The 22,930-nt window shown below is 69.7% G+C and carries 22 protein-coding genes; 19 read left to right on the top strand and 3 right to left on the bottom strand.

Features of this window, described 5'->3' with window-relative positions; genetic code table 11:
* Positions 1-240: 240 nt before the first annotated feature.
* The 7 genes from cseB to ACZ68L_RS22800 all read left to right on the top strand — a co-directional run bounded on the left by cseB (position 241) and on the right by ACZ68L_RS22800 (position 9,420).
* Positions 241-978, top strand: coding sequence for a two-component system response regulator CseB (gene cseB / locus ACZ68L_RS22830; protein WP_469579663.1), 738 nt, complete (start codon positions 241-243; stop codon positions 976-978).
* 5 nt (positions 979-983) lie between these two features.
* Positions 984-2,249: an ATP-binding protein gene (locus ACZ68L_RS22825; protein ID WP_469579661.1), complete on the top strand. Its 1,266-nt coding sequence runs from the start codon at positions 984-986 to the stop codon at positions 2,247-2,249.
* Positions 2,250-2,379: 130 nt separating this feature from the next.
* Entirely contained in the window at positions 2,380-3,147 is a 768-nt protein-coding gene (locus tag ACZ68L_RS22820; RefSeq protein WP_469579658.1) for an ABC transporter ATP-binding protein, read from the top strand.
* A gap of 43 nt (positions 3,148-3,190) precedes the next feature.
* Positions 3,191-5,749 (top strand): ABC transporter permease, encoded by a 2,559-nt coding sequence (locus tag ACZ68L_RS22815; protein ID WP_469579656.1) that lies wholly within the window; start codon positions 3,191-3,193, stop codon positions 5,747-5,749.
* 410 nt (positions 5,750-6,159) lie between these two features.
* Positions 6,160-6,600, top strand: a complete 441-nt coding sequence (locus ACZ68L_RS22810) for a hypothetical protein (RefSeq protein WP_469579654.1) — start codon at positions 6,160-6,162, stop codon at positions 6,598-6,600.
* Entirely contained in the window at positions 6,600-8,777 is a 2,178-nt protein-coding gene (locus tag ACZ68L_RS22805) for a hypothetical protein (RefSeq protein WP_469579653.1), read from the top strand. Before ACZ68L_RS22810 ends, ACZ68L_RS22805 begins: the two co-directional genes overlap by 1 nt.
* Before the next feature lie 22 nt (positions 8,778-8,799).
* Entirely contained in the window at positions 8,800-9,420 is a 621-nt protein-coding gene (locus ACZ68L_RS22800) for a hypothetical protein (RefSeq protein WP_469579651.1), read from the top strand.
* 339 nt (positions 9,421-9,759) lie between these two features.
* Here ACZ68L_RS22800 and ACZ68L_RS22795 read toward each other — a convergent pair whose 3' ends face one another.
* On the bottom strand, positions 9,760-10,179 hold the full coding sequence (locus ACZ68L_RS22795; protein WP_469579650.1) for an ATP-binding protein: 420 nt from the start codon (positions 10,177-10,179) through the stop codon (positions 9,760-9,762).
* A 144-nt stretch (positions 10,180-10,323) separates the two neighbouring features.
* On the opposite strand from ACZ68L_RS22795, the gene ACZ68L_RS22790 reads away from it, so the two are divergent.
* Genes ACZ68L_RS22790 through ACZ68L_RS22780 form a run of 3 tightly spaced genes read left to right on the top strand, consistent with a single transcriptional unit; the run spans position 10,324 to position 11,604 of the window.
* Positions 10,324-11,196: a helix-turn-helix domain-containing protein gene (locus tag ACZ68L_RS22790; RefSeq protein ID WP_469579648.1), complete on the top strand. Its 873-nt coding sequence runs from the start codon at positions 10,324-10,326 to the stop codon at positions 11,194-11,196.
* Positions 11,193-11,402 (top strand): DUF397 domain-containing protein, encoded by a 210-nt coding sequence (locus ACZ68L_RS22785; protein WP_469579646.1) that lies wholly within the window; start codon positions 11,193-11,195, stop codon positions 11,400-11,402. The genes ACZ68L_RS22790 and ACZ68L_RS22785 overlap by 4 nt, the downstream gene beginning before the upstream one ends.
* A 16-nt stretch (positions 11,403-11,418) precedes the next feature.
* Positions 11,419-11,604, top strand: a complete 186-nt coding sequence (locus ACZ68L_RS22780) for a DUF397 domain-containing protein (RefSeq protein ID WP_469579644.1) — start codon at positions 11,419-11,421, stop codon at positions 11,602-11,604.
* 95 nt (positions 11,605-11,699) lie between these two features.
* Here the strand turns inward: ACZ68L_RS22780 and ACZ68L_RS22775 are convergent, their stop codons facing one another.
* On the bottom strand, positions 11,700-13,154 hold the full coding sequence (locus tag ACZ68L_RS22775; protein WP_469579642.1) for an ATP-binding protein: 1,455 nt from the start codon (positions 13,152-13,154) through the stop codon (positions 11,700-11,702).
* Positions 13,155-13,428: 274 nt separating this feature from the next.
* On the opposite strand from ACZ68L_RS22775, the gene ACZ68L_RS22770 reads away from it, so the two are divergent.
* The 9 genes from ACZ68L_RS22770 (at position 13,429) to ACZ68L_RS22730 (ending at position 22,257) form a co-directional block, all read left to right on the top strand.
* Positions 13,429-14,256 (top strand): alpha/beta fold hydrolase, encoded by an 828-nt coding sequence (locus tag ACZ68L_RS22770; protein WP_469579640.1) that lies wholly within the window; start codon positions 13,429-13,431, stop codon positions 14,254-14,256.
* 381 nt (positions 14,257-14,637) lie between these two features.
* Positions 14,638-16,485 carry a glutamine--fructose-6-phosphate transaminase (isomerizing) gene (glmS, locus tag ACZ68L_RS22765; RefSeq protein ID WP_469579639.1) on the top strand — a complete coding sequence of 616 codons (1,848 nt, stop codon included), beginning with the start codon at positions 14,638-14,640 and terminating at the stop codon, positions 16,483-16,485.
* 20 nt (positions 16,486-16,505) lie between these two features.
* On the top strand, positions 16,506-16,874 hold the full coding sequence (locus ACZ68L_RS22760; protein ID WP_361441496.1) for a holo-ACP synthase: 369 nt from the start codon (positions 16,506-16,508) through the stop codon (positions 16,872-16,874).
* Positions 16,875-16,878: 4 nt separating this feature from the next.
* On the top strand, positions 16,879-18,339 hold the full coding sequence (locus ACZ68L_RS22755; protein ID WP_469579637.1) for an NAD(P)H-hydrate dehydratase: 1,461 nt from the start codon (positions 16,879-16,881) through the stop codon (positions 18,337-18,339).
* Between the two features lie 68 nt (positions 18,340-18,407).
* Positions 18,408-18,806: a DUF488 domain-containing protein gene (locus tag ACZ68L_RS22750; RefSeq protein ID WP_469579636.1), complete on the top strand. Its 399-nt coding sequence runs from the start codon at positions 18,408-18,410 to the stop codon at positions 18,804-18,806.
* A gap of 97 nt (positions 18,807-18,903) precedes the next feature.
* Positions 18,904-20,058 (top strand): alanine racemase, encoded by a 1,155-nt coding sequence (alr, locus tag ACZ68L_RS22745; protein WP_469579634.1) that lies wholly within the window; start codon positions 18,904-18,906, stop codon positions 20,056-20,058.
* Between the two features lie 93 nt (positions 20,059-20,151).
* Positions 20,152-21,411, top strand: a complete 1,260-nt coding sequence (locus ACZ68L_RS22740) for an alpha/beta fold hydrolase (RefSeq protein ID WP_469579632.1) — start codon at positions 20,152-20,154, stop codon at positions 21,409-21,411.
* Positions 21,380-21,910 carry a tRNA (adenosine(37)-N6)-threonylcarbamoyltransferase complex ATPase subunit type 1 TsaE gene (gene tsaE, locus ACZ68L_RS22735; RefSeq protein ID WP_469579630.1) on the top strand — a complete coding sequence of 177 codons (531 nt, stop codon included), beginning with the start codon at positions 21,380-21,382 and terminating at the stop codon, positions 21,908-21,910. The genes ACZ68L_RS22740 and tsaE overlap by 32 nt, the downstream gene beginning before the upstream one ends.
* Positions 21,911-22,041: 131 nt before the next feature.
* Positions 22,042-22,257 carry a hypothetical protein gene (locus tag ACZ68L_RS22730; RefSeq protein ID WP_469579628.1) on the top strand — a complete coding sequence of 72 codons (216 nt, stop codon included), beginning with the start codon at positions 22,042-22,044 and terminating at the stop codon, positions 22,255-22,257.
* Positions 22,258-22,266: 9 nt separating this feature from the next.
* Here ACZ68L_RS22730 and ACZ68L_RS22725 read toward each other — a convergent pair whose 3' ends face one another.
* Positions 22,267-22,812, bottom strand: a complete 546-nt coding sequence (locus tag ACZ68L_RS22725) for a hypothetical protein (RefSeq protein WP_469579764.1) — start codon at positions 22,810-22,812, stop codon at positions 22,267-22,269.
* Between the last annotated feature and the right edge of the window lie 118 nt (positions 22,813-22,930).

Raw genomic sequence — 22,930 nt, 5'->3', positions numbered from 1 at the left:
GCCCATGGCGAAGGGGCCCGCAGGGAGCCGGAATGCCGTGGCTTCGCCAGGTGTCCTGGCCGGTGTCACCCGGTCCGACCTGGGGATTCACGGATGGGAGAGGCTGCGGGGAGGGTGCTGCGTGTCCCGCTGCGCGACGCGGTCGCCGCGTCCGATGTCTGCCGTATCGTTCCTTTCAGGTCGCCGACTGCGCGTGCAGCCGGCTGATGTCCGGACCAACCGAACAGGAGTCATCCGCCCGTGCCCTCGTCCGCCCCGACCGGGGCCTCCTCGCGCCCTGTTCGCGTGTTGCTGGTGGAGGACGACGACCTGATGCGCCGGTCCTTCACCGTCGCCCTGGAGCGCTACGGCTACGAGATGACGGCCGTGGCCGACGGTCTTGCGGGTCTGGAGCTCTTCCGGGACGAGGACTTCGACCTGCTGATTCTGGATGTGATGCTGCCCGGTCTGGACGGGATCGGCCTGTGCAGCAGAGTCCGGGAGACCAGCCTGGTGCCCGTTCTGATGATGTCCGCGCGCGGCGACGGGCTCGATGTCGTCGCCGGTCTGGAGGCCGGAGCGGACGACTACGTGGTCAAGCCCGTGGACACGTTCGTGCTGGTGGCACGTATCCGCTCGCTGCTGAGGCGGGCGACCTACGCGCCCACTCCAGGGCCCGAGCGGGCTGCGGGCGAGGGGGCGCCGTCCGAGAGAGAGGTGCTGGTCTTCGGGGACCTGACCATCGACACCGCCGGTATGGAGGTGTTCGTCTCCGGAAGCCCGGTGGCGCTGACCCCGACCGAGCTGAAGCTGCTCCTCGCGTTCGCCGCCAGCCCGGGCGTCGTGCTGGAGCGGCACACCCTGTTGCGTGACGTCTGGGACTACGGCTGGGACGGCGACAGCCGGGTCGTGGATCTGTGCGTGCAGCGGCTGCGCAGGAAGCTGGGCCGGGACCGGATCGAGACGGTCCGCGGCTTCGGCTACAAGCTCAGGCGCTGAGCCCGGTGCGTTCGTTCCACCGGCTGTGGCCGGCCCGCGCGTCCTTGCGCTGGAAGATCGCCGCGCTGGCGGCGGCCACAGCCTGTCTGGTCGTAGCGGCGGTCGGGGTGCTGGTGCACGTGTGGACGGCGCAGGACATCCGCGACCGGTCCCAGGGGCAGGCCCTCAACTCCGTGTACTCGGCCATGGACGTCTACCGGCGTACCGGCACCCTGGCGGACGGTGCCGAGCTCGATCCGGCCGAGCTGCCCGCCGCACTGCGGCACCCGGCCGACAGCAGGCGGCATGCGGCCTACGACGGACGCGTCGAGGGAAATCTGGGGCCGAGCGTCTGGGCCGCCCAGCGGACCGGCGGACCAGGCAGCCCGGTCCTCGCCGTCCGGGTCAACATGAGCCCGGAGCTCTACCGGCTCCACCGGCTGGACGTGACCATGACGCTGGCGTCGCTGGTCGCGCTCGCGGTGGCCGCGCCCCTGGCGGTCTACGGGGCCGGGCTGCTGGCCCGCAGGCTGCGGCGGGTCTCCGAGACCGCGAGCCGGATCTCCGCCGGGGACCTCGACGCCCGGACCGGGCCCACCAACGGCCGCGACGAGGTGGCCGACATCGCCGCCACCGTCGACCTCATGGCCGACAGTCTCGGCCAACGGCTGCGCACCGAGCGCCAGTTCACCGCAGACGTGGCCCACGAGCTGCGCACCCCCGTCGGTGGTCTGCTGGTCGCTGCCGACCTGCTGCCGTCCGGTGAGACGGAGGACCTGCTCCGTGCCCGGGTACGCGATCTGCGTGCCCTGGTCGAGGACCTCCTTGAGATCTCCCGCCTGGACGCCGGCGCCGAACAGCCCAGCCGCGCCCGGGTGCCGCTCGGCGCAGTCGTCTTCGAGGCCGTGGCACGCACCGGCCTCGACACCGAGGTCATCGTCGCCGAGGCCGCCGAGGGCCCCGGGGTCGCCCGGAGCGTGGAGACCGACCCTCGCCGCCTGGAGCGGATCGTCAGCAATCTCGTCGTCAACGCCCACCGGCACGGGGGCACCCCGGTGCGGGTCACCGTCGAGGGCCGTGCGGTCGTCGTGCGCGACCACGGCCCCGGCTTCCCCGCGGACCTGCTGCTCCACGGCCCGCGCCGCTTCCACACGGGCGCCGCCGAGCGCGGCTCGGGCCACGGCCTGGGCCTGACCATCGCCCTGGGACAGGCCCGGCTTCTCGGCGCCGAGCTCCGCCTGGACAACGCCCCGGACGGCGGCGCCGTCGCCACCCTGCGCCTGCCGGACTGACCGCCCGGCGCCCGCCCCGTACAGAACTGCTACGAAGCGGCGCGGCCGCCGATACACAGCGGCTCAGGCCCCGATACGTTCCCCGGACACCCTTCGAAGTGCACCCTTGCGCACTGAAGAGGAGTCCCCCGTGACCACCGCCCCCCGTTCCCCGCACCCGCTGCACACGACGCCCGGGACCGCGGCCGCCACCACCGACCTGACGAAGGTCTACGGCAGCGGCGACACCCGGGTCGTAGCCCTGGACCGGGTCAGTATCGGCTTCCGTGAGGGCGAGTTCACCGCGATCATGGGCCCCTCCGGCTGCGGCAAGTCCACCCTGATGCACTGCGTCGCCGGGCTCGACTCGCCCAGCTCCGGCTCCGTACGCATCGGCACCACCGAACTGAGCACGCTCGACGACCGGCAGCTCACCCAGCTGCGCCGTGACCGGATCGGCTTCATCTTCCAGGCGTTCAACCTGCTGCCGACGCTGACCGCGCTGGAGAACATCACCCTGCCGCTGTCCCTCGCCGGACGCCGGCCCGACCCGCAGTGGCTGGATCGCGTGGTCTCCATGGTCGGCCTCTCCCAGCGCCTCGACCACCGGCCCGCACAGCTGTCCGGCGGGCAGCAGCAGCGCGTCGCGGTCGCCCGCGCCCTGGCCTCGCAGCCCGCAATCGTCTTCGGTGACGAGCCCACCGGCAACCTCGACTCCCGCGCCGGAGCCGAGGTCCTCGGCTTCCTGCGCGACTCGGTACGCGAACTGGGCCAGACCGTGGTCATGGTCACCCACGACCCCGTCGCCGCCGGATACGCCGACCGCGTGGTCTTCCTCGCCGACGGCCGCCTGGCCGGCGAGATGACAGACCCCACCCCCGACCGGGTCCTCGATGTCATGAAGACCTTCACCGGCTGACCGCGCCGAACATCCCCCGTCCCTCCCTTCCCGAAAGCTGCCCATGCTGACCACAGCCCTGCGCAACGTCCTGGCGCACAAGGCCCGTCTGCTCATGACCGTCCTCGCCGTCTGTCTGGGTGTCGCGTTCGTCTCCGGCACCCTTGTCTTCGCCGACTCGACCGCCGCGGCCCACCGGGCCGCCGCGTCGAGGAACTTCGCCGACATCGCGGTGAGCGTCACCGCGAAGGAGCCCCCGCCGGGGGCCGCCGCGGACCAGCGCAACGGCGTGCTCGACGACGCGCTCGCGCGGAAACTCGCGACCGTGCCCGGCGTCGCCGCCGTGCGCCCCTCCGTCGACGGCTCGGCCACCCTGAACGCGGCAGACGGCACCCCGCTGCGCGTCAAACTGGGGGCGAACCTGGCCGCCGCCTACGTACCCGGCACGGACGGCAAGGACAGCCACCACCCCCTGATCGAGGGGCACGCCCCGACCGGAAGTGACGAGATCGCCGTGGACAGCGGCACCGCCGCCGCAGGCCACCACCGCATCGGCGACACGATCACGCTGGCCACCGACGGCCCGGCCATGACCAAGCGGCTCGTCGGCGTCGTCACCACCAAAGACACCCGGGTGACCGCCGGCGGCACCCTCACCCTGTTCGACAAGGCCACCGCCCAGAAGCTGTTCGCCACCCCGGGCCACTACACCGGCATCGAACTGTCCGCCGCGCCCGGCACCGACGAGTTCGAGCTCGCCCGCCGGGTCACCGACGTGCTCCCGGCCGACCGCGCCGAGGCCACCACCGGCACCGCCCAGGCCGATCAGCAGGCCATCTACGTCGGCGTCCTGACCCGCGGCTACGAAAAGATGCCGATGGTCTTCGCCGGGGTCTCTCTGTTCATCGGCTCGTTCCTCGTCATCAACACCTTCACCATGCTCGTCTCCCGGCGCACCCGGGAGATCGCGCTGCTGCGTGCCATCGGCGCCTCACGCCGTCAAGTGGTCCGCTCTGTCCTCGCCGAAGCCGTCCTGGTAGGCCTCGCCGCGTCAGCAGCCGGTTTCCTGCTCGGTCTCGGCATCGCCTCGGTGCTGCCCGACGTCCTGAGCACCGGTGGGAACGCACTGCCCCGCGGCCCTCTGGTGATCGGCCCGCGCCCCGTCCTGGCGGCGCTCGGCGTAGGCGTGGGGATCACCGTGCTCGCCGCGTGGCTGCCCGCCCGCAAGGCGGCGCGGGTCGCGCCCATCGAGGCGTTGCGCACGGCCCAGCAGCCGCCCACCGGCCGATCCCGCGTCCGCGCCATGGTGGGGTCGGCCCTGCTCGTGCTCGGCATCGGCATGCTGATCTCGCTCGCGGGGGCGAAGGACGCCTCGGAGGAGAACCTGCGAAGCGCGATGCTCGGCTGCGGCGTCCTCGTCGTCGCCCTGATCGTGCTGGCGCCGCTGCTCGCCGTCCCGGTGATCCGGCTGACCGGACGACTGACCGACCGCTTCGGGATCACCGGCCGTCTCGCACAGCGGAACACGCTGCGCGACCCGAGGCGCACCGCGGCCACCGCCGCCACCCTGCTGATCAGCACCGCACTGGTCAGCGGCCTCGCCGTCATCGGCAACTCCACCGGGCAGGCCCTCGACCGCCAGGCCGCGGCCGGCCTCGGCGCCGACTACGTGATCAGCACCGGCAACCACATGACCGGCATCGACCCGACCGCCGTACAGCGGGTGGCCGACACCCCCGGGACGCGGACCGTGAGCGCCGTCGCGGACTCCACCCTGTTCATGGGCGGCAGCGTCCGCGACATCTCCGGCGTCGACCCCGGCAGCGCTGACGACGTCTTGAAGCTCGACTTCGTCAGCGGCTCCGTCAAGGATCTCGGGCCGGGCCGGATCGCCGTATCCAGCACCGTCGCGCGGGAAACCGGCTTGAGCACGGGCAGCCGGGTCGACGCCCGCATCGGCCGAAGCCAGGACTTCCGGAAGTACACCGTCGTGGGCGTCTACAAGGACAACCCCACCGCCCATGACGCGCTCGGCGCCCGCACGGAGGTACAGCAGGACAGCTTCCTGCCCCACTCCGTCCAGCGGATCCTCGTCCGCACCGACAGCAGTGCGGTCTCCAGGACCACCGAGGACCGGCTGCGCACGGCCGTCGGCAACAACCCGCTGCTGAAGGTGCAGGACCGGCAGGAACTCGTCCGTGAGGCCGCGGGCACCATGAGCGACCTGCTGACCCTGATGTACGGGCTGCTCGCCATCGGTGTCGTGATCGCCGCGCTCGGCATCGTGAACACCCTCGCCATGTCGGTCGCCGAACGCACCCGCGAGATCGGCGTGCTGCGCGCCATCGGCATGGATCGCGCGGGCATCCGGCGGATGATCCGCCTGGAAGCGATGACTGTCGCCGCGTTCGGCACACTGCTGGGCCTGGCAGCAGGACTGTTCAGCGCCTGGGCGGTCGGCGCGCTGGCCAACGGCGCGATGGAGCAGTACTCCCTGGCACTGCCCTGGGGGACGTTGCTCCTCGTGTGCCCGTTGTCCCTCGCGATCGGCGCGGTCGCGGCCGCCGTACCGGCCCGCCGGGCAGCCGCCCTGAGCCCGCTGGAAGCCGTCGCGGAGGTGTGACGCGCGGGTCGAACTCCGTGCAGTCCGTACTGACAGCGAGACAGCGGCTTCCGTGGGCCGGGACCGGACCGCCCATGGGCTACTCCGTGAGCGACAGCCCGCTCTCGCAGTCGCGGCAGTTGCCGGGGGTGGGGGAGCGGAAGGCGCGGTCGCAGTGGTCGCAGTTCTGGAGCGGGGTGGGCTGGTGAGTGGGGGTGGTGGGGGGTGGGAGGAGGTGGCTGAGGCGGTGTCGGAGGGGCGGGCTGTTCACCCGGGGCCGGACGACGTGGTTGCGGCGTGGTGACCTGGGTTCTGTTGCAGGCCGGAAAACGACCGCCGGTTCACCCGTAACTGCCCCTCGTGCACATCGGATTGCTAAGTTTGCAGTGCAAAATTGCCAAGTTCGCCGTGCACACGAGGAGGGCCCGGAAGTGGCTTGGGACGAGTGGGAGCAGCTGAAGGAGGATGCAGCAGACAGGCGTGCTACACGGTTGCAGCTGAACGAAGCCGCACCGCAAGGGGGAGGTGAACAGGGTGACCTGAAAGTCGATCAGCAGGACCTGGCCGCGGTCGGCGACAGCGCCTTCAGACTGTTCGAGGACCTTGCGCAGCACGGCCGGGACGCTTGGTCCAGCAGCCAGACTGCCGCAAAGGACCTTACCTCCCAGGAGTTCGAACTCGGTGGTGGCCTCGACCAGGTGCAGAAGAAGTGGGAGAAGCAACTGCAGTCGCTAGTGGATGCCTGCGCCCACATCTCGAATCACATGGACTACACCAAGAAGGCGCACCGGGGCGACGAATATTTCATCGCGTCCACCGTCAGTAGCATCTCGACGCTGGACAAGGGCTTCGACGAGGGGACCAAGGCCTGATGGACATCGAGGCGCTGCGTCACGGCAACTTCGCATCGCTCGGGACCGCGGTCGAGGACTGGACCGGAATGATCACGCACCTCACGGCGATGGAGAAGACTGCGCGGGACGATCTGATGGCCAAAGCGAACAGGGCTAACTGGGCGGGCGTCAATGCCACGGTCTCGCGGGAGTTCATCAACAGGACGGCAGGAGAGTTCGCCGATGCCGTCACCCAGGCCACCAGCATCCGGAACATTCTCCGCGATACCCGTAGTGAGCTCATCAGTTACCGCGACGAGCTCAATCGGGTGATTGACCGGGGTTGGGACAAGCATCTCTCGGTCGTCGGCACGAAGGGCGGTGGCTTCACCGTCTTCGTGAACGTCCACCCCGAGCCCGCCGGCAGCAAGGAGGCGATGAAGCTACTGCGGGACGATCTCCAGGAGATCCTCAACAAGGCCACCGAGAGTGACAGCACCGCCGCCCAGGTGTTGAAGGCCATCGCCAACCATGCCGAGTACGGCTTCTCCGACACTTCCTACAAGGACCGCGATACCGCCGCCGACGCCCTGCAGGCGGCGAAGGACATGGCGAAGATCGTGAAGAAGGATCCCGAGGACCGCACTGCCGAGGACCTCGCCAGGCTCAACACGTACCTGAAGAAGTACCACGACGACCCACTCTTCTCTGAGCAGTTCGCTCTTTCGGCCGAGCCGAAGAACACGCTGCAGTTCTGGGCGTCGGTCACCGACCGGTATGCAGGAGTCAAGGGAGCCGAACTGGAGGGGCTCAAGGATCTTCAGAAGAACCTGAGCCTGACGCTGGCCTCGGCCACGTACTCCGATTCCGCTCAGATGAAGGAGTGGAAGCATGACCTGATCAACGAAGGCAACACCGATTTCAGGGCCGACCCGACAAATCCGATGAAGGGTCCGGTCGGGGCCATGGGGTTCCAGGTCATCAGCAGTTTGATGGGCCACGGCAAGTACGACAGTGAATTCCTCGACGAGTACGGCAAGAAGCTGCTCAAGTCGGACATGGCTCCGGCGGGTGGTGTCGGAATGAACACCAAGGACGCCTGGACGGTTCCGGACCAGTCGGCCGACCTCATATTCGGGGACGGTAATGGGCACGATCCGGTGACCGGCTTCATGGACGCCCTTTCTCACAACGCCGAAGCGGCCACGAACACCTTCGACGACAAGGCAGTCCTTGACCATGTACTCCAGAGCACCAGGTACACGGACAGAGGGGAGTCGGTGGGGCACGCGCTCGAAGCGGCCGTGACGAGTGTGTCATTCGGCGAGGTGCCGACCGAGCCGGCGCCGCACACCAAGACGCAGGTCGAGATCATGAAAAACGTTATGAACGCTGTTGCGCAGCCCGGCAATGGGGCTGATCTCGTGGACTCTGCCATTGGTGCAAGCTTTGGACATATGGCCTCTGCCTACATGCCTGAGATCAGCCAAGCCCTGACCGGGGAACGGTCCGACTCGATCTTCCTTTCCGACAGTGCCGACCCGTCCGGGTTGGAAAGGGTGGATAGCGAGAGATTTTTGTACGAGGTTGCCCGCGATAAGGATGGGAGAGCTGCGATTCGATTGGGCGAGTCGATCTATACCAGTAGCCTCCTTGAGGCTCATGTCTCGGATCCTTCTCTTTTTGATGGTGATCCGAACGTTGCGATCAAGGCGGTCGCTACCAACGCCGGACTGGTTGAGGGGATCGTGGGCCACTCGGTTGCCGATGCCGCGATTGCGGGAAAGCTGGAATCTGAAAAGAGTGAGAACGAGGCTCTCAAGAGCCAGGGTGACTTCTACAAGGCCGTCACGTCTGCAGGTGTTGGAGTGGGGGCTGTGGCGCTGGCACCTCAGAACCTGTCGGGTGCAATGGTGGGAGCGGCAGGCGGTGGATTTTTCGGTGGAATCGTCGGCATGGCGGTCGATCGCCTGATGGACGGACGCGAGGAGGAGAGCGCACTCGATGCTTCCCTGTACGCATCAGGGAAGGGGCTTGCTCACGCGCAGGATTCAGCAGTAGTGCAAACGCAGGATTCAGCACGTGATGCAATTTCCGTGCATGAGTCAAAGCTGCCTGGCGATTCTACAGATATGTTGATTCTGGAAGGAGTCAATGAAGGATGGACACGGAGTGACCAAGTTTTGGAGGACAGTCATGCCCGCCCCAGTTCGTGAGAGTGAAGATGGGGTTGCCGCAATGAGTATCGAGAAAAGAGTGGCCATTCAAGCCGTTCTGGGTCTGGCTGTTCTGGGTGTGGGCGTTTTCGGCTATGTGGAGATTTTTACCAAGGGAATTGACCGATTGCCTGCCAAGGTGTGTTCGGGAGCAATTGATCGGGGGATAGTGGCAAAAATTCTTCCGAGTACGATGACGGCTCACGAACGCGCAAGAACAGTTTCCCCCTTCAAGGAGAGCTTCGTCTTCTCCTGCAACGTCAAGACTCGCAGCCAGGACTCAATCATTTCCGGCGATGGATCGGTGCACGACGCCTCCTTTGACGACTGGCGAGAAGGTTACGGCCACGGTCGGGAGGAAGGGAAGGTCGAGGCGCGAGCGGGAGGTGTCAGCGTGATTGCATCCCCGGATGATGTTTCTATGTACGTCCCTTGTACGCCGCCCGGAAAGAAGCCTGAAGAGGCGCGAAATGCCTATGCGCTGATCGTGGAGTCCAGGGCAATCGGTGAAACCCGGGCAACCGGAATAGAGCTGCGGCAGGCGGTCACTGACTTTTCCTATCAGCTACTGAAGTACAACTATAAAATTCAACAGTGTCGGGAAGCCCAAGAGCTTCCCGACAAGCTGCCCCGCTTCAAGTGATCCATGGCCGGGAGGGTCGCAGGGAGTGTTGCGTTCGGAGTGGGCCAGTGGCGTTCGGCAGCACGGGCGCCCTGAAGGCCACCGTCAGGGCATCCATCGACGCCCGCAGACGGTGGTTTCATCGACGTACGCTGAGCAGTGCCGTGTCGGCGTCTACTGGCCGCGGGTCGTCGGCACAGCAGTCGGTTCGCCCTGCGTGCCCCACCACTGGAGCGAGTGCTTGCCCGGCGGGATGGTCGCGTTGACCGTCTTGGCGGGGAAAACCGACTCCGGCCCGTTGTCCCTCTCCCCCGATGCGCCGGCGCGGTTCCCGGAACGTGACAGATGGGGGTGTGATTGTCACGATCCGGTGAGGGCGACCTCCGCCCAGACGGTCTTGCGGGGGAAGGGCCCCACCTGCACCCCCCACCGGATGGCGATCGCCTCGACGAGCAACAGCCCGCGACCCGCTTCGGAATCGTCGTTCCGCTCCGGGAGGCGGGGCAGTACGTCCCCGCGGGCGTCGGTGACCTCGATACGGAGCGTGTCCCCGGTGACGGTCAGCATGATGCGGAAGTCCCGCCCCGGGACGTACCCGTGCAGCGCGGCGTTGGACGCCAGCTCGGCGATGACATGCCCGGCGTCCTCCAGCGGCAGCCCCCAGGAACGGAGTTGCTCGGTCGCGAGGAGCCGGGCGAGTCGGGCACCTCGACGGGTGGCGGAGAGCTGCACGGCGAACTGGCCGCTGCGGGCACGCGGTTGGGTGATTTCTCGGTTCACGTCACTCAGCGTGGCCGGAGATGCCTACTCTGAACAGCAATGACGTGCGTACGGACAGTGACTGTCCAGCGGTTGTACGGGTCTGTCCATCCGGTACGGCGTCCAACGCGAGACGGTGCGGGCACGGGTGGAGGCGGGTGTCGTATGGCGAGCGAGGACAACCGGGGCAATGGAGACAACACGGCGGACGGCCCTGACTGGGAGTTCGACGTCGAGGACGACTCGGGCGCGGTGATCGCGGCGGTCGGCCGCCAGATCCGGCTCTGGCGCGAGACGGCCGGACTGCGCGCGGCGGAGCTGGGTGCAGCGATCGGCTACGGGGAGAACCAGGTCTACAAGGTGGAGGCCGGGAAGCGTATCCCCAAGCCGGAGTTCCTGGACAAGGCGGACAAGGCTCTGGGCGCGGGCGGCAAGATCGCCGCGATGAAGCAGGACGTGGCGGAGGCGCGGTATCCGAAGAAGGTCCGTGACCTGGCCAAGCTGGAGGCGGGCGTGGTGGAGATGGGCGCGTACGCCGGTGATGTCGTCGAAGGCCTTTTGCAGACCGAGGAGTACGCCCGTGCTCTGTACAAAGAGCGGCGTCCCGCGTACACCGAGGACCAGGTGGACCGTCTGGTGGCTGCGCGCATGGCTCGCCAATCGCTCTTCAAGCGATGTCCTGCCCCGCTGCTGACATTCGTCCAGGAAGAGGCGACGCTGAGGCGGCCGACCGGTGGGAAAATGGTATTGCGTCGGCAGCTCGAACACCTGCTAGAACTGAGCACGTTGAGGCATGTCGAGATCCAGGTCATGCCGACGGACACCGAGGAGCATGCGGGGCTGGCCGGCTCGCACCGGGTGCTTAAGCTGAGTGATGGCACGGCTGTGGGGCACAACGAGGTTCAGCTCACCAGCCGACTGATCACTGATCCCAAGGAGGTCCAGATCCTTGAGATGCGGTACGGCCTGGTCCGAGCCCAGGCGTTCACACCTCGGTTCTCGCGGGCCTTCATCACGAAATTGCTGGGAGAGACATGAGTGCCAAGCCCTCCGCCGGAGACACTTCCGGGCTGACGTGGTTCAAGAGCAGCTACAGCACCAATGACGGCCCGGCGTGCGTCGAGGTCGCGGAGACCGCAAGCGCGATCCACGTACGCGACTCCAAAAACCTGCCGGGCGGCCCCCAGCTCGGATTCACGCCCTCGGCGTGGGAAGACTTTGTGACGTACGCGTCGGGAAGCTGACTCACCAGGGAGACGTATGGACACCGAACTGACGTGGTTCAAGAGCAGCTACAGCACCAACGACGGCCCCCAGTGCGTCGAGGTCGCGGAGACCGCGAGCGCGATCCACGTACGCGACTCCAAGAACCTGCCAGGCGGCCCTCACCTCGGCTTCGCGCCGTGCGCGTGGGCGGAGTTCGTCACGTACGCCTCCGGCAACTGACCACCGCGCCCGTCGGCGCCCGCCTCGTTCCCGGTCGTCCTGGGGGCGGGGCGGCCACCGTGCTGACAGCGCCTCCGACTTGACTGCCGCCGCCGTCACCGCCACGCCGTGAGCACGTCTTCGGGCCCCCAGTGCGCGGCCAGCCCCTCCGCTGCCGCACCCGTCGGCGGCCGACGGCTGACCGCGATCAGGGCGGCGCCTTCCGCGCCCGGCACCTGCTGTGCCGCTGACGCGAGCTCCGTCAGATCCCTTACCCCGAAGGGTGTCTCGTCGCGCCACTTCACCGATCCGACGAAGAAGACACGACGTGCCACAGGCTGCGCGTCCGCGCCGATGAGGTCGATCTCCGGGTTGTTCTGGCGGTTCCACCAGCCGCCCACCTCGGTCGCCTCGGGGAACATGCCGTCCGGCACTCTGCGGGCCAGTGCCTCCCTGATCACCGGCTCCACCGCACGGCCTCGCCAGGACGGCCACGACCGCTGAATTCGCGCAGCTGATACGTCCCCTCTGCCTCTCTCCGCCTGCGCAACGGCGTTCTCCAGATGCGCCAGCCAGAACCGCAGGTAGGTGTCGGCGATCCGATAGCGCTTGAGTTTCGGGGCGGGCCGGGTGGCCAACGGAAGCTCTGCGGCCACGATCTTCTTCGCCTCGATGAGTTCGGTCAGTATCGGGGCGAGCGTGCCGTGCGCCAGCGGACGTCCATCGGCTCCTCCCGTACTTGCGGCGATGCCGGAGAAGGTCCGTTCGCCGGAACCGATCGCACGCAGCACCCTGCCGGCCTGCAACCTTGCGGGAAACTCCGCCGCGAGGGAACGCTCGCCCGTCGTCAGCAGCACTGATGAAGGGTCCTCCACCTGGCGTTCGAGATAGCCGGCCACCGACTCACCGGTCCGCCAGTCGGTCACGACCTCCGGGAAACCCCCGGTGACCAGGTACGCGTCCAGCGCGTCCGCGGCATCGAGCGCGGTGGAATCCTGTACGTCCGCAGGGTTGAGCGGACCCACGGTGTACTGGCCCGCTCGCCCGTAGAAGGGATGCTCGTACGACGTCAGCCGGTCCATCATCGCGAGATCGGAGCCGAGGATCAGCAGGAGCACGGGCTTCGCGGACAGGTGCATGTCCCAGGCGGTTTTGAGTGCCGCATCGAATCCCGCATCGGCCTCGGCCAGCCAGGGGACCTCGTCCAGCACGAGAACGACCGCCTCGTCCGCGGGTAGCGCCGCGGCCACTGCGGCCAGCGTTCGGACCCAGTCCTCGGGAGCGGCGGCCTGCCCCAGGGCGGCGCCGTGTTCCCTCATGCCGTGCCCTCCGGCGACCGCGTCGAACAGGGCCCGCCGGGCCAGTGGCGCGGGCTGTCCGCGGGTCGCCTGGAAGAACACGTACGGTAGTCCCGACCGTGCACAGAACTCCTGCACCAGCCGGGTCTTGCCGATTCGTCGCCGACCCTTGATCACCAGCGCCTGCCCGGCGCTGCCGCCCGAAGCGGCCCTGACCTTGTCCAGCCAGGATCCGAGGATGCGCAACTCGCGACTGCGTCCGGTGAAGGCCATCAGCATCCCTGAAGTAGGAGTGGTTCAAAGTATGTGTCACTCCTACTTTACGGCTCGTGGTCAGGCCCCGCCCGAGCTCGCTGTCCCAGGCCCCTGAAGGTGCGGTGCGGATGCCGTGGCCGCTGAGCGAGCCCGGCCCTAGCCGAGGCGGCGTGGTGGCGTGCCCGGAACGACGGGCGCGGCCGGCGGGTCCCCCCGATTCCGATTTGCGGCCCGCGCGTCCGGCCGCACTCTGGACTGGGGGCCCGGCAGTAGATCCGAGAGGACAACACGCATGCCCACGGTGATCACACGCGACGGTGTCGACATCTTCTACAAGGACTGGGGCCGCGGCCGCCCTGTCGTCTTCATCCACGGTTGGCCCCTGAGCGGGGACGCCTGGCAGGACCAGCTCAAGGCGGTCGCGGACAACGGGTTCCGCGGCATCGCCCACGACCGTCGCGGTCACGGCGGCTCCACCCCGGTCTGGGACGGCTACGACTTCGACACCTTCGCGGACGACCTCCACGACCTGATCACCCAACTGGACCTGCGGGACGTCACGCTGGTCGCGCACTCGATGGGCGGCGGCGAACTCGCCCGTTACATCGGCCGTCACGGAACGGACCGGATCAGGTCCGCGGTGCTGCTCTCGGCGATCTGTCCGCTGATGCTCCAGGGCCCCGACAACCCCGAGGGCGTACCGCAGTCGGTTTTCGACGGCATCAAGAACGGCATCCTCGCCGAGCGTTCGCAGTTCTGGAAGGACACCGCGGTCGCCTTCTTCGGCGCCAACCGCGACGGCAACAAGGTCACACAGGGCAACCAGGACGCCTTCTGGTCCATGGCCATGGCCGAGACCATCGAGGGCGGCGTCGCCTGCGTCGACGCCTTCGCGGCCACGGACTTCCACGAGGACCTGAAGAAGTTCGACATCCCCACGCTCGTCGTGCACGGTGACGACGACCAGATCGTCCCCATCGACGCCACGGGCCGCAAGACCGCCCAACTCATCCAGGACGCGACCCTCAAGGTCTACGAAGGCGGCCCCCACGGCATCGCCGTTGTGCCGGGCTACAAGGAGAGGTTCAACAAGGACCTCCTGGACTTCCTCAAGCACTGAAACGCCGGATGTCCCGGTGCGCGGCAGGGTTCGCCGAATCCATCGGCTGCCACGCCGTGATCTCGGGCGCCGAAGTCCGCCCAGGGCGGTGATCGCGTGGTGCGGCCGCCTTCGGACCTGCCGGCGGAGCCGGATCCGCCGGAGCCGGACCCGCCGGCAGGGGAGACTCCATCTGCCTCCCTCCTCCGCCTCGCGATCCACGGCACCGGACCCCGCTCGCTGATCCGGCCTGATCCAAATGAAAGGCCCTGGTTCCCCACCGGGCCGGTTCGAGGCCGCCGGACGATCTCTGTTTTCGTCGTTCTGTCTCGATTTCTGCCGCTCCGTTCGCCTTCTGCGACGATGCGGAGAAGAGGGGCGGGCGACCAGGAAGGGAACGGTATGTGCGGAATCGTCGGATATGTCGGTGGGCAGTCGGCGCAGGACGTCGTCGTCGCGGGCCTGAAGCGCCTCGAATACCGGGGCTACGACTCGGCGGGCATCTCCGTCCTCGCGGACGGCGGTCTGGCCGCCGCGAAGAAGGCGGGCAAGCTCGTCAATCTGGAGAAGGCACTGGCCGAGGCGCCGCTGCCGGCCGGGACCACCGGCATCGGCCACACCCGCTGGGCCACCCACGGCGCCCCCACCGACGCCAACGCCCACCCGCACCTCGACAACGCCGGCCGCGTCGCCGTCGTGCACAACGGGATCATCGAGAACTTCGCCGTGCTGCGCGCCGAACTCGCCGAGCGCGGCCACGATCTGGCCTCCGAGACCGACACCGAGGTCGTCGCGCATCTCCTCGCCGAGGCGTTCTCGTCCTGCGCGGACCTGGCGGAGGCGATGCGCCAGGTGTGCCGGCGCCTTGAGGGCGCCTTCACTCTGGTGGCCGTGCACGCGGACGCGCCCGACGCGGTGGTCGGGGCCCGGCGCAACTCGCCGCTCGTGGTCGGGGTGGGGGAGGGCGAGTCGTTCCTGGCCTCCGACGTGGCCGCGTTCATCGCGCACACCCGTTCCGCGATCGAGCTGGGGCAGGACCAGGTGGTGGAGCTGCGGCGGGAGGGCGTCACCGTCACCGACTTCGACGGGCGGCCCGCCGACGTCCGTGAGTACCACGTGGACTGGGACGTCTCCGCCGCCGAGAAGGGCGGCCACGACTATTTCATGCTCAAGGAGATCGCCGAACAGCCCAAGGCCGTCGCCGACACCCTCCTCGGGCGGATCGACGGCGCGGGCACGCTCCACCTCGACGAGGTGCGGATCACCCCCCGCGAGCTCCGCGAGGTCGACAAGGTCGTGATCGTGGCCTGCGGCACCGCGTTCCACGCCGGGATGATCGCCAAGTACGCCATCGAGCACTGGACCCGTGTTCCCTGCGAGACCGAGCTGGCCAGCGAGTTCCGCTACCGCGACCCGATCCTCGACCACCGCACCCTCGTCGTCGCGATCTCCCAGTCCGGCGAGACCATGGACACTCTGATGGCCCTGCGGCACGCCCGCGAACAGGGCGCGAAGGTCCTGGCCATCTGCAACACGAACGGCTCCACCATCCCCAGGGAGTCCGACGCCGTGCTCTACACGCACGCCGGGCCCGAGGTCGCCGTCGCCTCCACCAAGGCCTTCCTCACCCAGCTCGTCGCCTGCTATCTCGTCGCCCTGTATCTCGGGCAGCTCCGCGGCACGAAGTGGGGCGACGAGATCCGGACCGTCATCCGCCAGCTCTCCGAGATCTCCGGGGCGGTCGAACAGGTCCTGGGGACCATGGAGCCCGTTCGCGCGCTGGCCCGCTCCCTCGCCGACCACGACACCGTGCTCTTCCTGGGCCGCCACGTCGGCTACCCCGTGGCCCTGGAAGGCGCGTTGAAGCTCAAGGAACTGGCGTACATGCACGCCGAGGGGTTCGCCGCGGGCGAGCTCAAGCACGGGCCGATCGCGCTCATCGAGGACGATCTGCCCGTGGTCGTGGTCGTGCCCTCGCCGCGCGGCCGGTCGGTGCTGCACGACAAGATCGTGTCGAACATCCAGGAGATCCGGGCCCGCGGCGCCCGCACCATCGTCATCGCCGAGGAGGGCGACGAAGCGGTCGTGCCGTACGCCGACCACCTCATCAGGATTCCCGTTACGCCTACGCTGCTTCAGCCGCTGGTGTCCACCGTGCCGCTGCAGGTCTTCGCCTGTGAGCTGGCGACGGCCCGCGGCAACGATGTGGACCAGCCGCGCAATCTGGCGAAGTCCGTGACCGTGGAGTAGCGAGCAGTGAAGGAACACGCGTGATCATCGGGGTCGGGATCGATGTGGCCGAGATCGAACGGTTCGACGCGGCGATGGAGCGTACACCGCACCTGGCCGACCGGCTCTTCGTGGAAAGTGAGCTGCTGCTGCCCAGCGGCGAGCGGCGCGGTATCGCCTCGCTCGCCGTGCGGTTCGCCGCCAAGGAGGCCCTCGCGAAGGCACTCGGCGCGCCGGCCGGTCTGCTCTGGACGGACGCCGAGGTGTACGTCGAGGACAGCGGACAGCCCCGGCTGCGGGTCAGTGGCACCGTCGCCGCGCGCGCGGCCGAACTGGGCGTACGGAACTGGCATGTGTCGCTCAGCCATGACGCGGGGGTGGCGTCGGCCGTGGTGATCGCGGAGGGTTGAGCACATGCGTACCGCGTACAGCGTTCAGACCGTACGGGCCGCCGAGCGCGCCCTGATGGACCGGCTCCCCGCGGGCGCCCTGATGCAGCGCGCCGCGGCGGGACTCGCGGCGGCCTGCGCCGATGTGCTGCGCCGGCGCGGACGGGTGTACGGGGCGCGGGTCGTCCTGCTCGTCGGCAGCGGCGACAACGGGGGCGACGCGCTGTACGCGGGCGCCCGGCTGGCCCGCCGCGGCGCGGGCGTGCGCGCCGTGCTCACCTCGCCCGGCCGCGCCCACGAGGGAGGGCTCGCGGCGCTGCTGGCGGCGGGCGGGCGCGTGGCGGAGGGCGACGGGGCGACGAGCGCCTGGGGCGGGCACATCGATCTCGTCGTGGACGGGATCACCGGCATCGGCGGGCGGGGCGGACTGCGGCCGGACGCCGCCGCGCTGGTGCGGGACTTCGAGGCGACCGGCGCGGCCGTCGTCGCCGTCGACCTGCCCAGCGGGGTCGAGGCCGACTCCGGCGAGGTGCTCGGCGGGGCGGTGCGGGCCGACGCCACCGTCACCTTCGGCACGTACAAGCCGGGGCTGCTCATCGACCCGGCCGCCGGCCTGGCGGGCGCGCTGCACCTGGTCGACATCGGGCTCGGGCCGGAGCTGCCCGACGTACCCGACCTGGAGGCACTGCAGTACGCGGACGTCGCCGCGCTCCTGCCGGTGCCCGCGAGCGAGAGCGACAAGTACCGGCGGGGTGTCGTCGGCATCGTCGCCGGGTCGGCGCGGTATCCGGGGGCGGCGGTGCTGGCCGTCTCCGGGGCGCTGCGGGGCGGCGCGGGGGCGGTGCGGTACGTCGGTCCGGGCGCGGACGCGGTGATCGCCCGCCATCCGGAGACGCTGGTCCACGAGGGCCCGCCGTCGAAGGCGGGACGGGTGCAGGCATGGGTCGTCGGGCCGGGGCTCGGTGACGGCGCGGAGGCCGTCGAGGCGGTCCGAGACGTGCTGGACACGGACGTCCCGGTGCTCGTCGACGCGGACGGGCTTCGGCTGCTCGACGCCGCCGTCGTACGCGCGCGCACCGCGCCGACCGTCCTCACCCCGCACGCCGGTGAGGCGGCGGCCCTGCTCGGCGTCCCGCGCGGGGAGGTCGAGGCGGGGCGGCTCGCCGCCGTACGGGAACTGGCCGCCCGTCACCGCGCCACGGTCCTGCTCAAGGGGTCGACGACCCTGGTCGCCACCGACACCGCGCACACCCCCGTACGGGTCAACGCGACCGGCACCTCCTGGCTGGCCACGGCCGGCAGCGGCGACGTCCTCTCCGGCCTGACGGGCTCCCTGCTGGCGGCGGGCCTCGCCCCGCGCGACGCCGCGTCGGTCGGCGCGTATCTGCACGGCCTGGCCGCCCGCCACGCCGCGGACGGCGCTCCCGTCGCCGCGCAGGACGTCGCGGAGGCGATTCCCGCGGCGTGGCGGGACGTACGGGCCTGAGTGATCCTGGGCCGGAGAGCGCCGGGCAGCAGGGGGCACGGCGGGCGGACGCCGACAGGAGGCCGATCGTGGGCACCAGCAAGGGCAGCGGCAGCGACGTGCGCGTACGCCGGGTGTACGACCCGCAGGAGGACGGCGACGGCACCCGCGTCCTCATCGACCGGCTCTGGCCGCGCGGCGTGGCCAAGGACCGGGCCCGGATCGACAAGTGGCTCAAGGACGTCACCCCGTCGAACGAGCTCCGTGCCTGGTACCACGAGGACCGCACCGGCACCCGCTTCGACGAGTTCACCGACCGTTACCGCGCCGAACTGGCCGACCCCGCCCACACGGCGGCCGTCGACGAGCTGGTGGAACTGGTCCGCGAGGGCGGCCCGGTGACGCTCGTCACGGCGGTCAAGGACGTACCGCACAGCCATGTCCCGGTCCTCGTCGACCATCTGGAACACGAGCTGCGCCGGCACTGAGATGGACCCCCGCGGCACAGCGGACGCCCCGGGTGACGGCCCCGGCCCGACCCGTCGCCCGCAGGGCCTGTCGTACGCCTCTGAGAGACTGGGCGCGATGAACGAGACAGCGTCCTTGAGAGCCCGTGCCGAGATCGACCTCGACGCATTGCGCGCCAATGTGCGTGAACTGCGCGCGCGGGCGGCCTGTGCGCAACTCATGGCCGTCGTCAAATCCGACGCGTACGGGCACGGGGCGGTGCCCTGCGCCCGCGCCGCGCTGGAGGCCGGGGCGACCTGGCTGGGCACCGCGACGCCGCAGGAGGCGCTCGCGCTGCGGGCCGCCGGGCTCGGCGGCCGGGTGATGTGCTGGCTGTGGACGCCGGGCGGTCCCTGGCGCGAGGCGATCGAGGCCGACATCGATGTGTCGGTGAGCGGGATGTGGGCCCTGCGCGAGGTCGTCGCCGCGGCCACGGAGGCCGGCGTCCCGGCCCGTGTCCAGCTCAAGGCCGACACCGGCCTCGGACGCAACGGCTGCCAGCCCGCCGACTGGCCCGAGCTGGTCGCCGCCGCCCGCGCCGCCGAGGACGCGGGCACGGTCAGGATCACCGGCCTCTGGTCCCACTTCGCCTGCGCCGACGAACCGGGCCACCCCTCCATCGCCGCCCAGCTGAACGTGTTCCGGGACATGGTCGCGTACGCGGAGAAGGAGGGCGTCGATCCCGAGGTGCGCCACATGGCCAACTCCCCGGCGACCCTGACGATCCCCGAGGCGCACTTCGATCTCGTACGGACCGGGATCGCGATGTACGGCATCTCGCCCAGCCCCGAGCTCGGCACCCCGGCCGACTTCGGACTGCGTCCCGTCATGACGCTCGTCGCGTCGATCGCCCTGGTCAAGCAGGTGCCGGCCGGTCACGGGATCAGTTACGGACACCACTACACGACCTCCGCCGAGACGACCCTGGGCCTGGTGCCGGTCGGCTACGCGGACGGCATCCCGCGCCATGCCTCCGGCCGCGCGCCCGTCCTGGTCGGTGGCGTGTGGCGGCGGATCGCGGGCCGGGTGGCCATGGACCAGTTCGTCGTCGACCTCGACGGGGACGAGATCGAGGTGGGCAGCGAAGCGGTCCTCTTCGGCCCCGGCGACCGGGGCGAGCCGAGCGCCGAGGACTGGGCGCAGGCCGCCGACACGATCGCCTACGAGATCGTCACCCGGATCGGCACCCGTGTGCCGCGCGTCCATCTGCATGGCACCCCGGCCGAGTCCTGACCGATCAAGCGCCCCTGACCAGGCACGATCTGAGCACGACTGGAACAGACCAGCCCTGACCTGACGGATACGACCGACGAGGAGCGCGGCACGGTGAGCGAGATCAGCGCGGGGGACGCGGTGACGGACGCCGCTACGGCGGTCGGCTGGCGCCGGGCGGGGTTCGCCGGCGCCGCCATAGGTGTGATCGCGGCCGGAGCCGCCGCGGGCGTCGCGGTCGAGCGGCTGACCGTGGGCCGGGGCATGCGCAGGAGGGCCAGGCTGGCGCTGGACGCCTCGGGGCCGTACGGCTCGCTGCGCGGACTGCCCGGCCGGGCCGCGGCCGACGACGGCACCGAGCTGTACTACGAGGTCGACGAGGTCGAACCGGACGGCGGTACGGGGACCGGTCCGGACGGCGAGAGCACCACCGCCACCGGGGCCGGCACCCGCCGCCGCCGGCTCTTCGGCCGCAAGGCGCCCGCACCCGTCACCGTGGTCTTCAGTCACGGCTACTGCCTCAACCAGGACTCCTGGCACTTCCAGCGGGCGGCGCTGCGCGGTCTGGTCCGTACCGTCCACTGGGACCAGCGCAGCCATGGCCGCTCCGAGCGGGGCCGGGCCCAGGCGGACGGGGTGACGGTCGGCATCGACCAGCTCGGCCGGGATCTGAAGGCGGTCATCGACGCGGCCGCCCCGGAAGGGCGGCTGGTGCTGGTCGGGCACTCGATGGGCGGCATGACGATGATGGCGCTCGCCGAGCAGTACCCCCAGCTCATCCGGGACCGGGTCGCCGCCGTGGCCTTCGTCGGCACATCGAGCGGGAAGCTCGGCGAGGTCAGTTTCGGGCTGCCGATCGCGGGCGTGAACGCGGTGCGACGGGTGCTGCCCGGGGTGCTCAGGGCGCTCGGCTCCCAGGCCGAACTGGTGGAACGGGGCCGGCGGGCGACCGCCGATCTCTTCGCCGGTCTGATCAAGCGGTACTCGTTCGGCTCGCGGGACGTGGACCCGGCGGTCGAACGGTTCGCCGAGCGGCTCATCGAATCCACCCCGATCGATGTGGTCGCCGAGTTCTACCCGGCCTTCACCGAACACGACAAGAGCCACGTGCTGCCCGCCTTCCGCGACCTCCCGGTGCTGATCCTGGCGGGCGACAAGGACCTGGTGACGCCCAGCTCGCACAGCGAGGCCATCGCGGACCAGCTCCCGGAGGCGGAGCTGGTCATCGTCCCGGACGCCGGTCATCTGGTGATGCTGGAACACCCGGAGACGGTGACGGACCGGCTGGCGGACCTGCTGGTACGCGTCGGAGCGGTGCCGGCAGCGGCTAACGTTGGCGGGCATGGAAGCACCGCACAACAGCCTGACGGCTGAGCCAGACGAAGGCGCCGCGCCGGGCACCGTCACCGTGCGCCTGGCCGTCGAATCCCCCGAACAGATGCAGGCCCTCGGCCGCCGGATCGCCGCTGTCCTGCGCCCCGGCGACCTCGTGATGCTCAGCGGTGAGCTCGGCGCCGGGAAGACGACGCTGACCCGGGGGCTCGGCGAGGGCCTCGGGGTGCGTGGCGCCGTGACCTCGCCCACCTTCGTGATCGCCCGTGTCCACCCGTCGCTGACCGGCGGTCCCGCGCTGGTCCATGTCGACGCGTATCGCCTGGGCGGCGGGCTCGACGAGATGGAGGACCTGGACCTCGACGTGTCGCTGCCGGAGTCGGTGGTGGTCGTGGAGTGGGGCGACGGCAAGGTCGAGGAGCTCTCGGACGACCGGCTGCAGGTGGTGATCCACCGCGCGGTCGGTGACACGGACGACGAACGGCGCACGGTGACGCTGGTCGGCATCGGCGCGCGCTGGGCGGGGCTGGGCGAGGTCTGAGCGCGGGACGCGCTTTCCGACAGTGTGTCGGCACATTGTTGCGCCGAGCGGGGCGGGCGTGGTCACATGGATGGTGAGAGCGGGTTAGGTCTGCCTAACCACGCCTTCCGCCGGAGCCTCAGGAGGCATCCATGACGACGTCCGCCGACCGTGAAGTGCCGCCGCCGCCATCGATGAGAGACCTGCTGTCGGCCTGCGCCGCGGCCACGGCGGTCTCGACCCCGCCCGCGCCGTCCGCTGACCAGGACCGGGCCACCGCCGTTCCCGCGGACGACACGGAAACGGACGCGGACGCGGAAACGGAATCGGAACCTGCCGCATCCGTCCCGGGACGCCGGGCCGGCTGAACCCGCGGGTTACGGGACGACGACCACCGGCGTGCGTACGGTCGCGAACTCCCACACCGCGTCCCCGTCGGCCCGGGCCATCCGTACGCCGCCCGTCTTCAGTGCCGGATTCGGGCTCTCCATCGAGCCGTCCACCGCCGCGCTGAATCCGACGGACACGCCGTCCACCATCGTGAACCGCACCACGTGCTCGATCATCACGCCGTCCGAGCCCTTGGTGGGCGGCCCCTGGCGCGGCGTACCCACCTGGTACGTCCCGGGCTTCGGGCTCAGCGCGCTCGGCATGACCTCGAAGGTCCGGGTCACCTTCCCGGCCTCGTCGACGAGCCACACCTGACGGTCCTTGAGGGCGTACACCACGCGCTTGCCGGTACCGGAGCCGGCCGGGAGCGCGGGCGGAGACTTCTTCTTGTCCTTCGGCTTGTCATGGCCGGCGGCAGGGGCGGTGCTGGAGACCTTCGGCTTGGGCGCGGCCACGGAATCGGGGGCGTTCGCCGATGCCTGGTAGGCCAGGAAACCGACCACGGCGAGAGCCGCCGCGGTGAGCCCGGCCACGATTCCCGAGCTGCCCCTAGCCACCGTGCGCGCCCCTTTCGCTTCCGTATGTAGTACAAGCGTTTACGTCGTACCCGCGTGTACACGGTGACGGTAGCAGCCGGTGCCGGTCGTACCG

The sequence above is a fragment of the Streptomyces sp. NPDC104309 genome, assembly GCF_055584025.1.
Note: the sequence above shows the minus strand (reverse complement) of the source record. Positions and strands in the feature narration are given on the sequence as shown.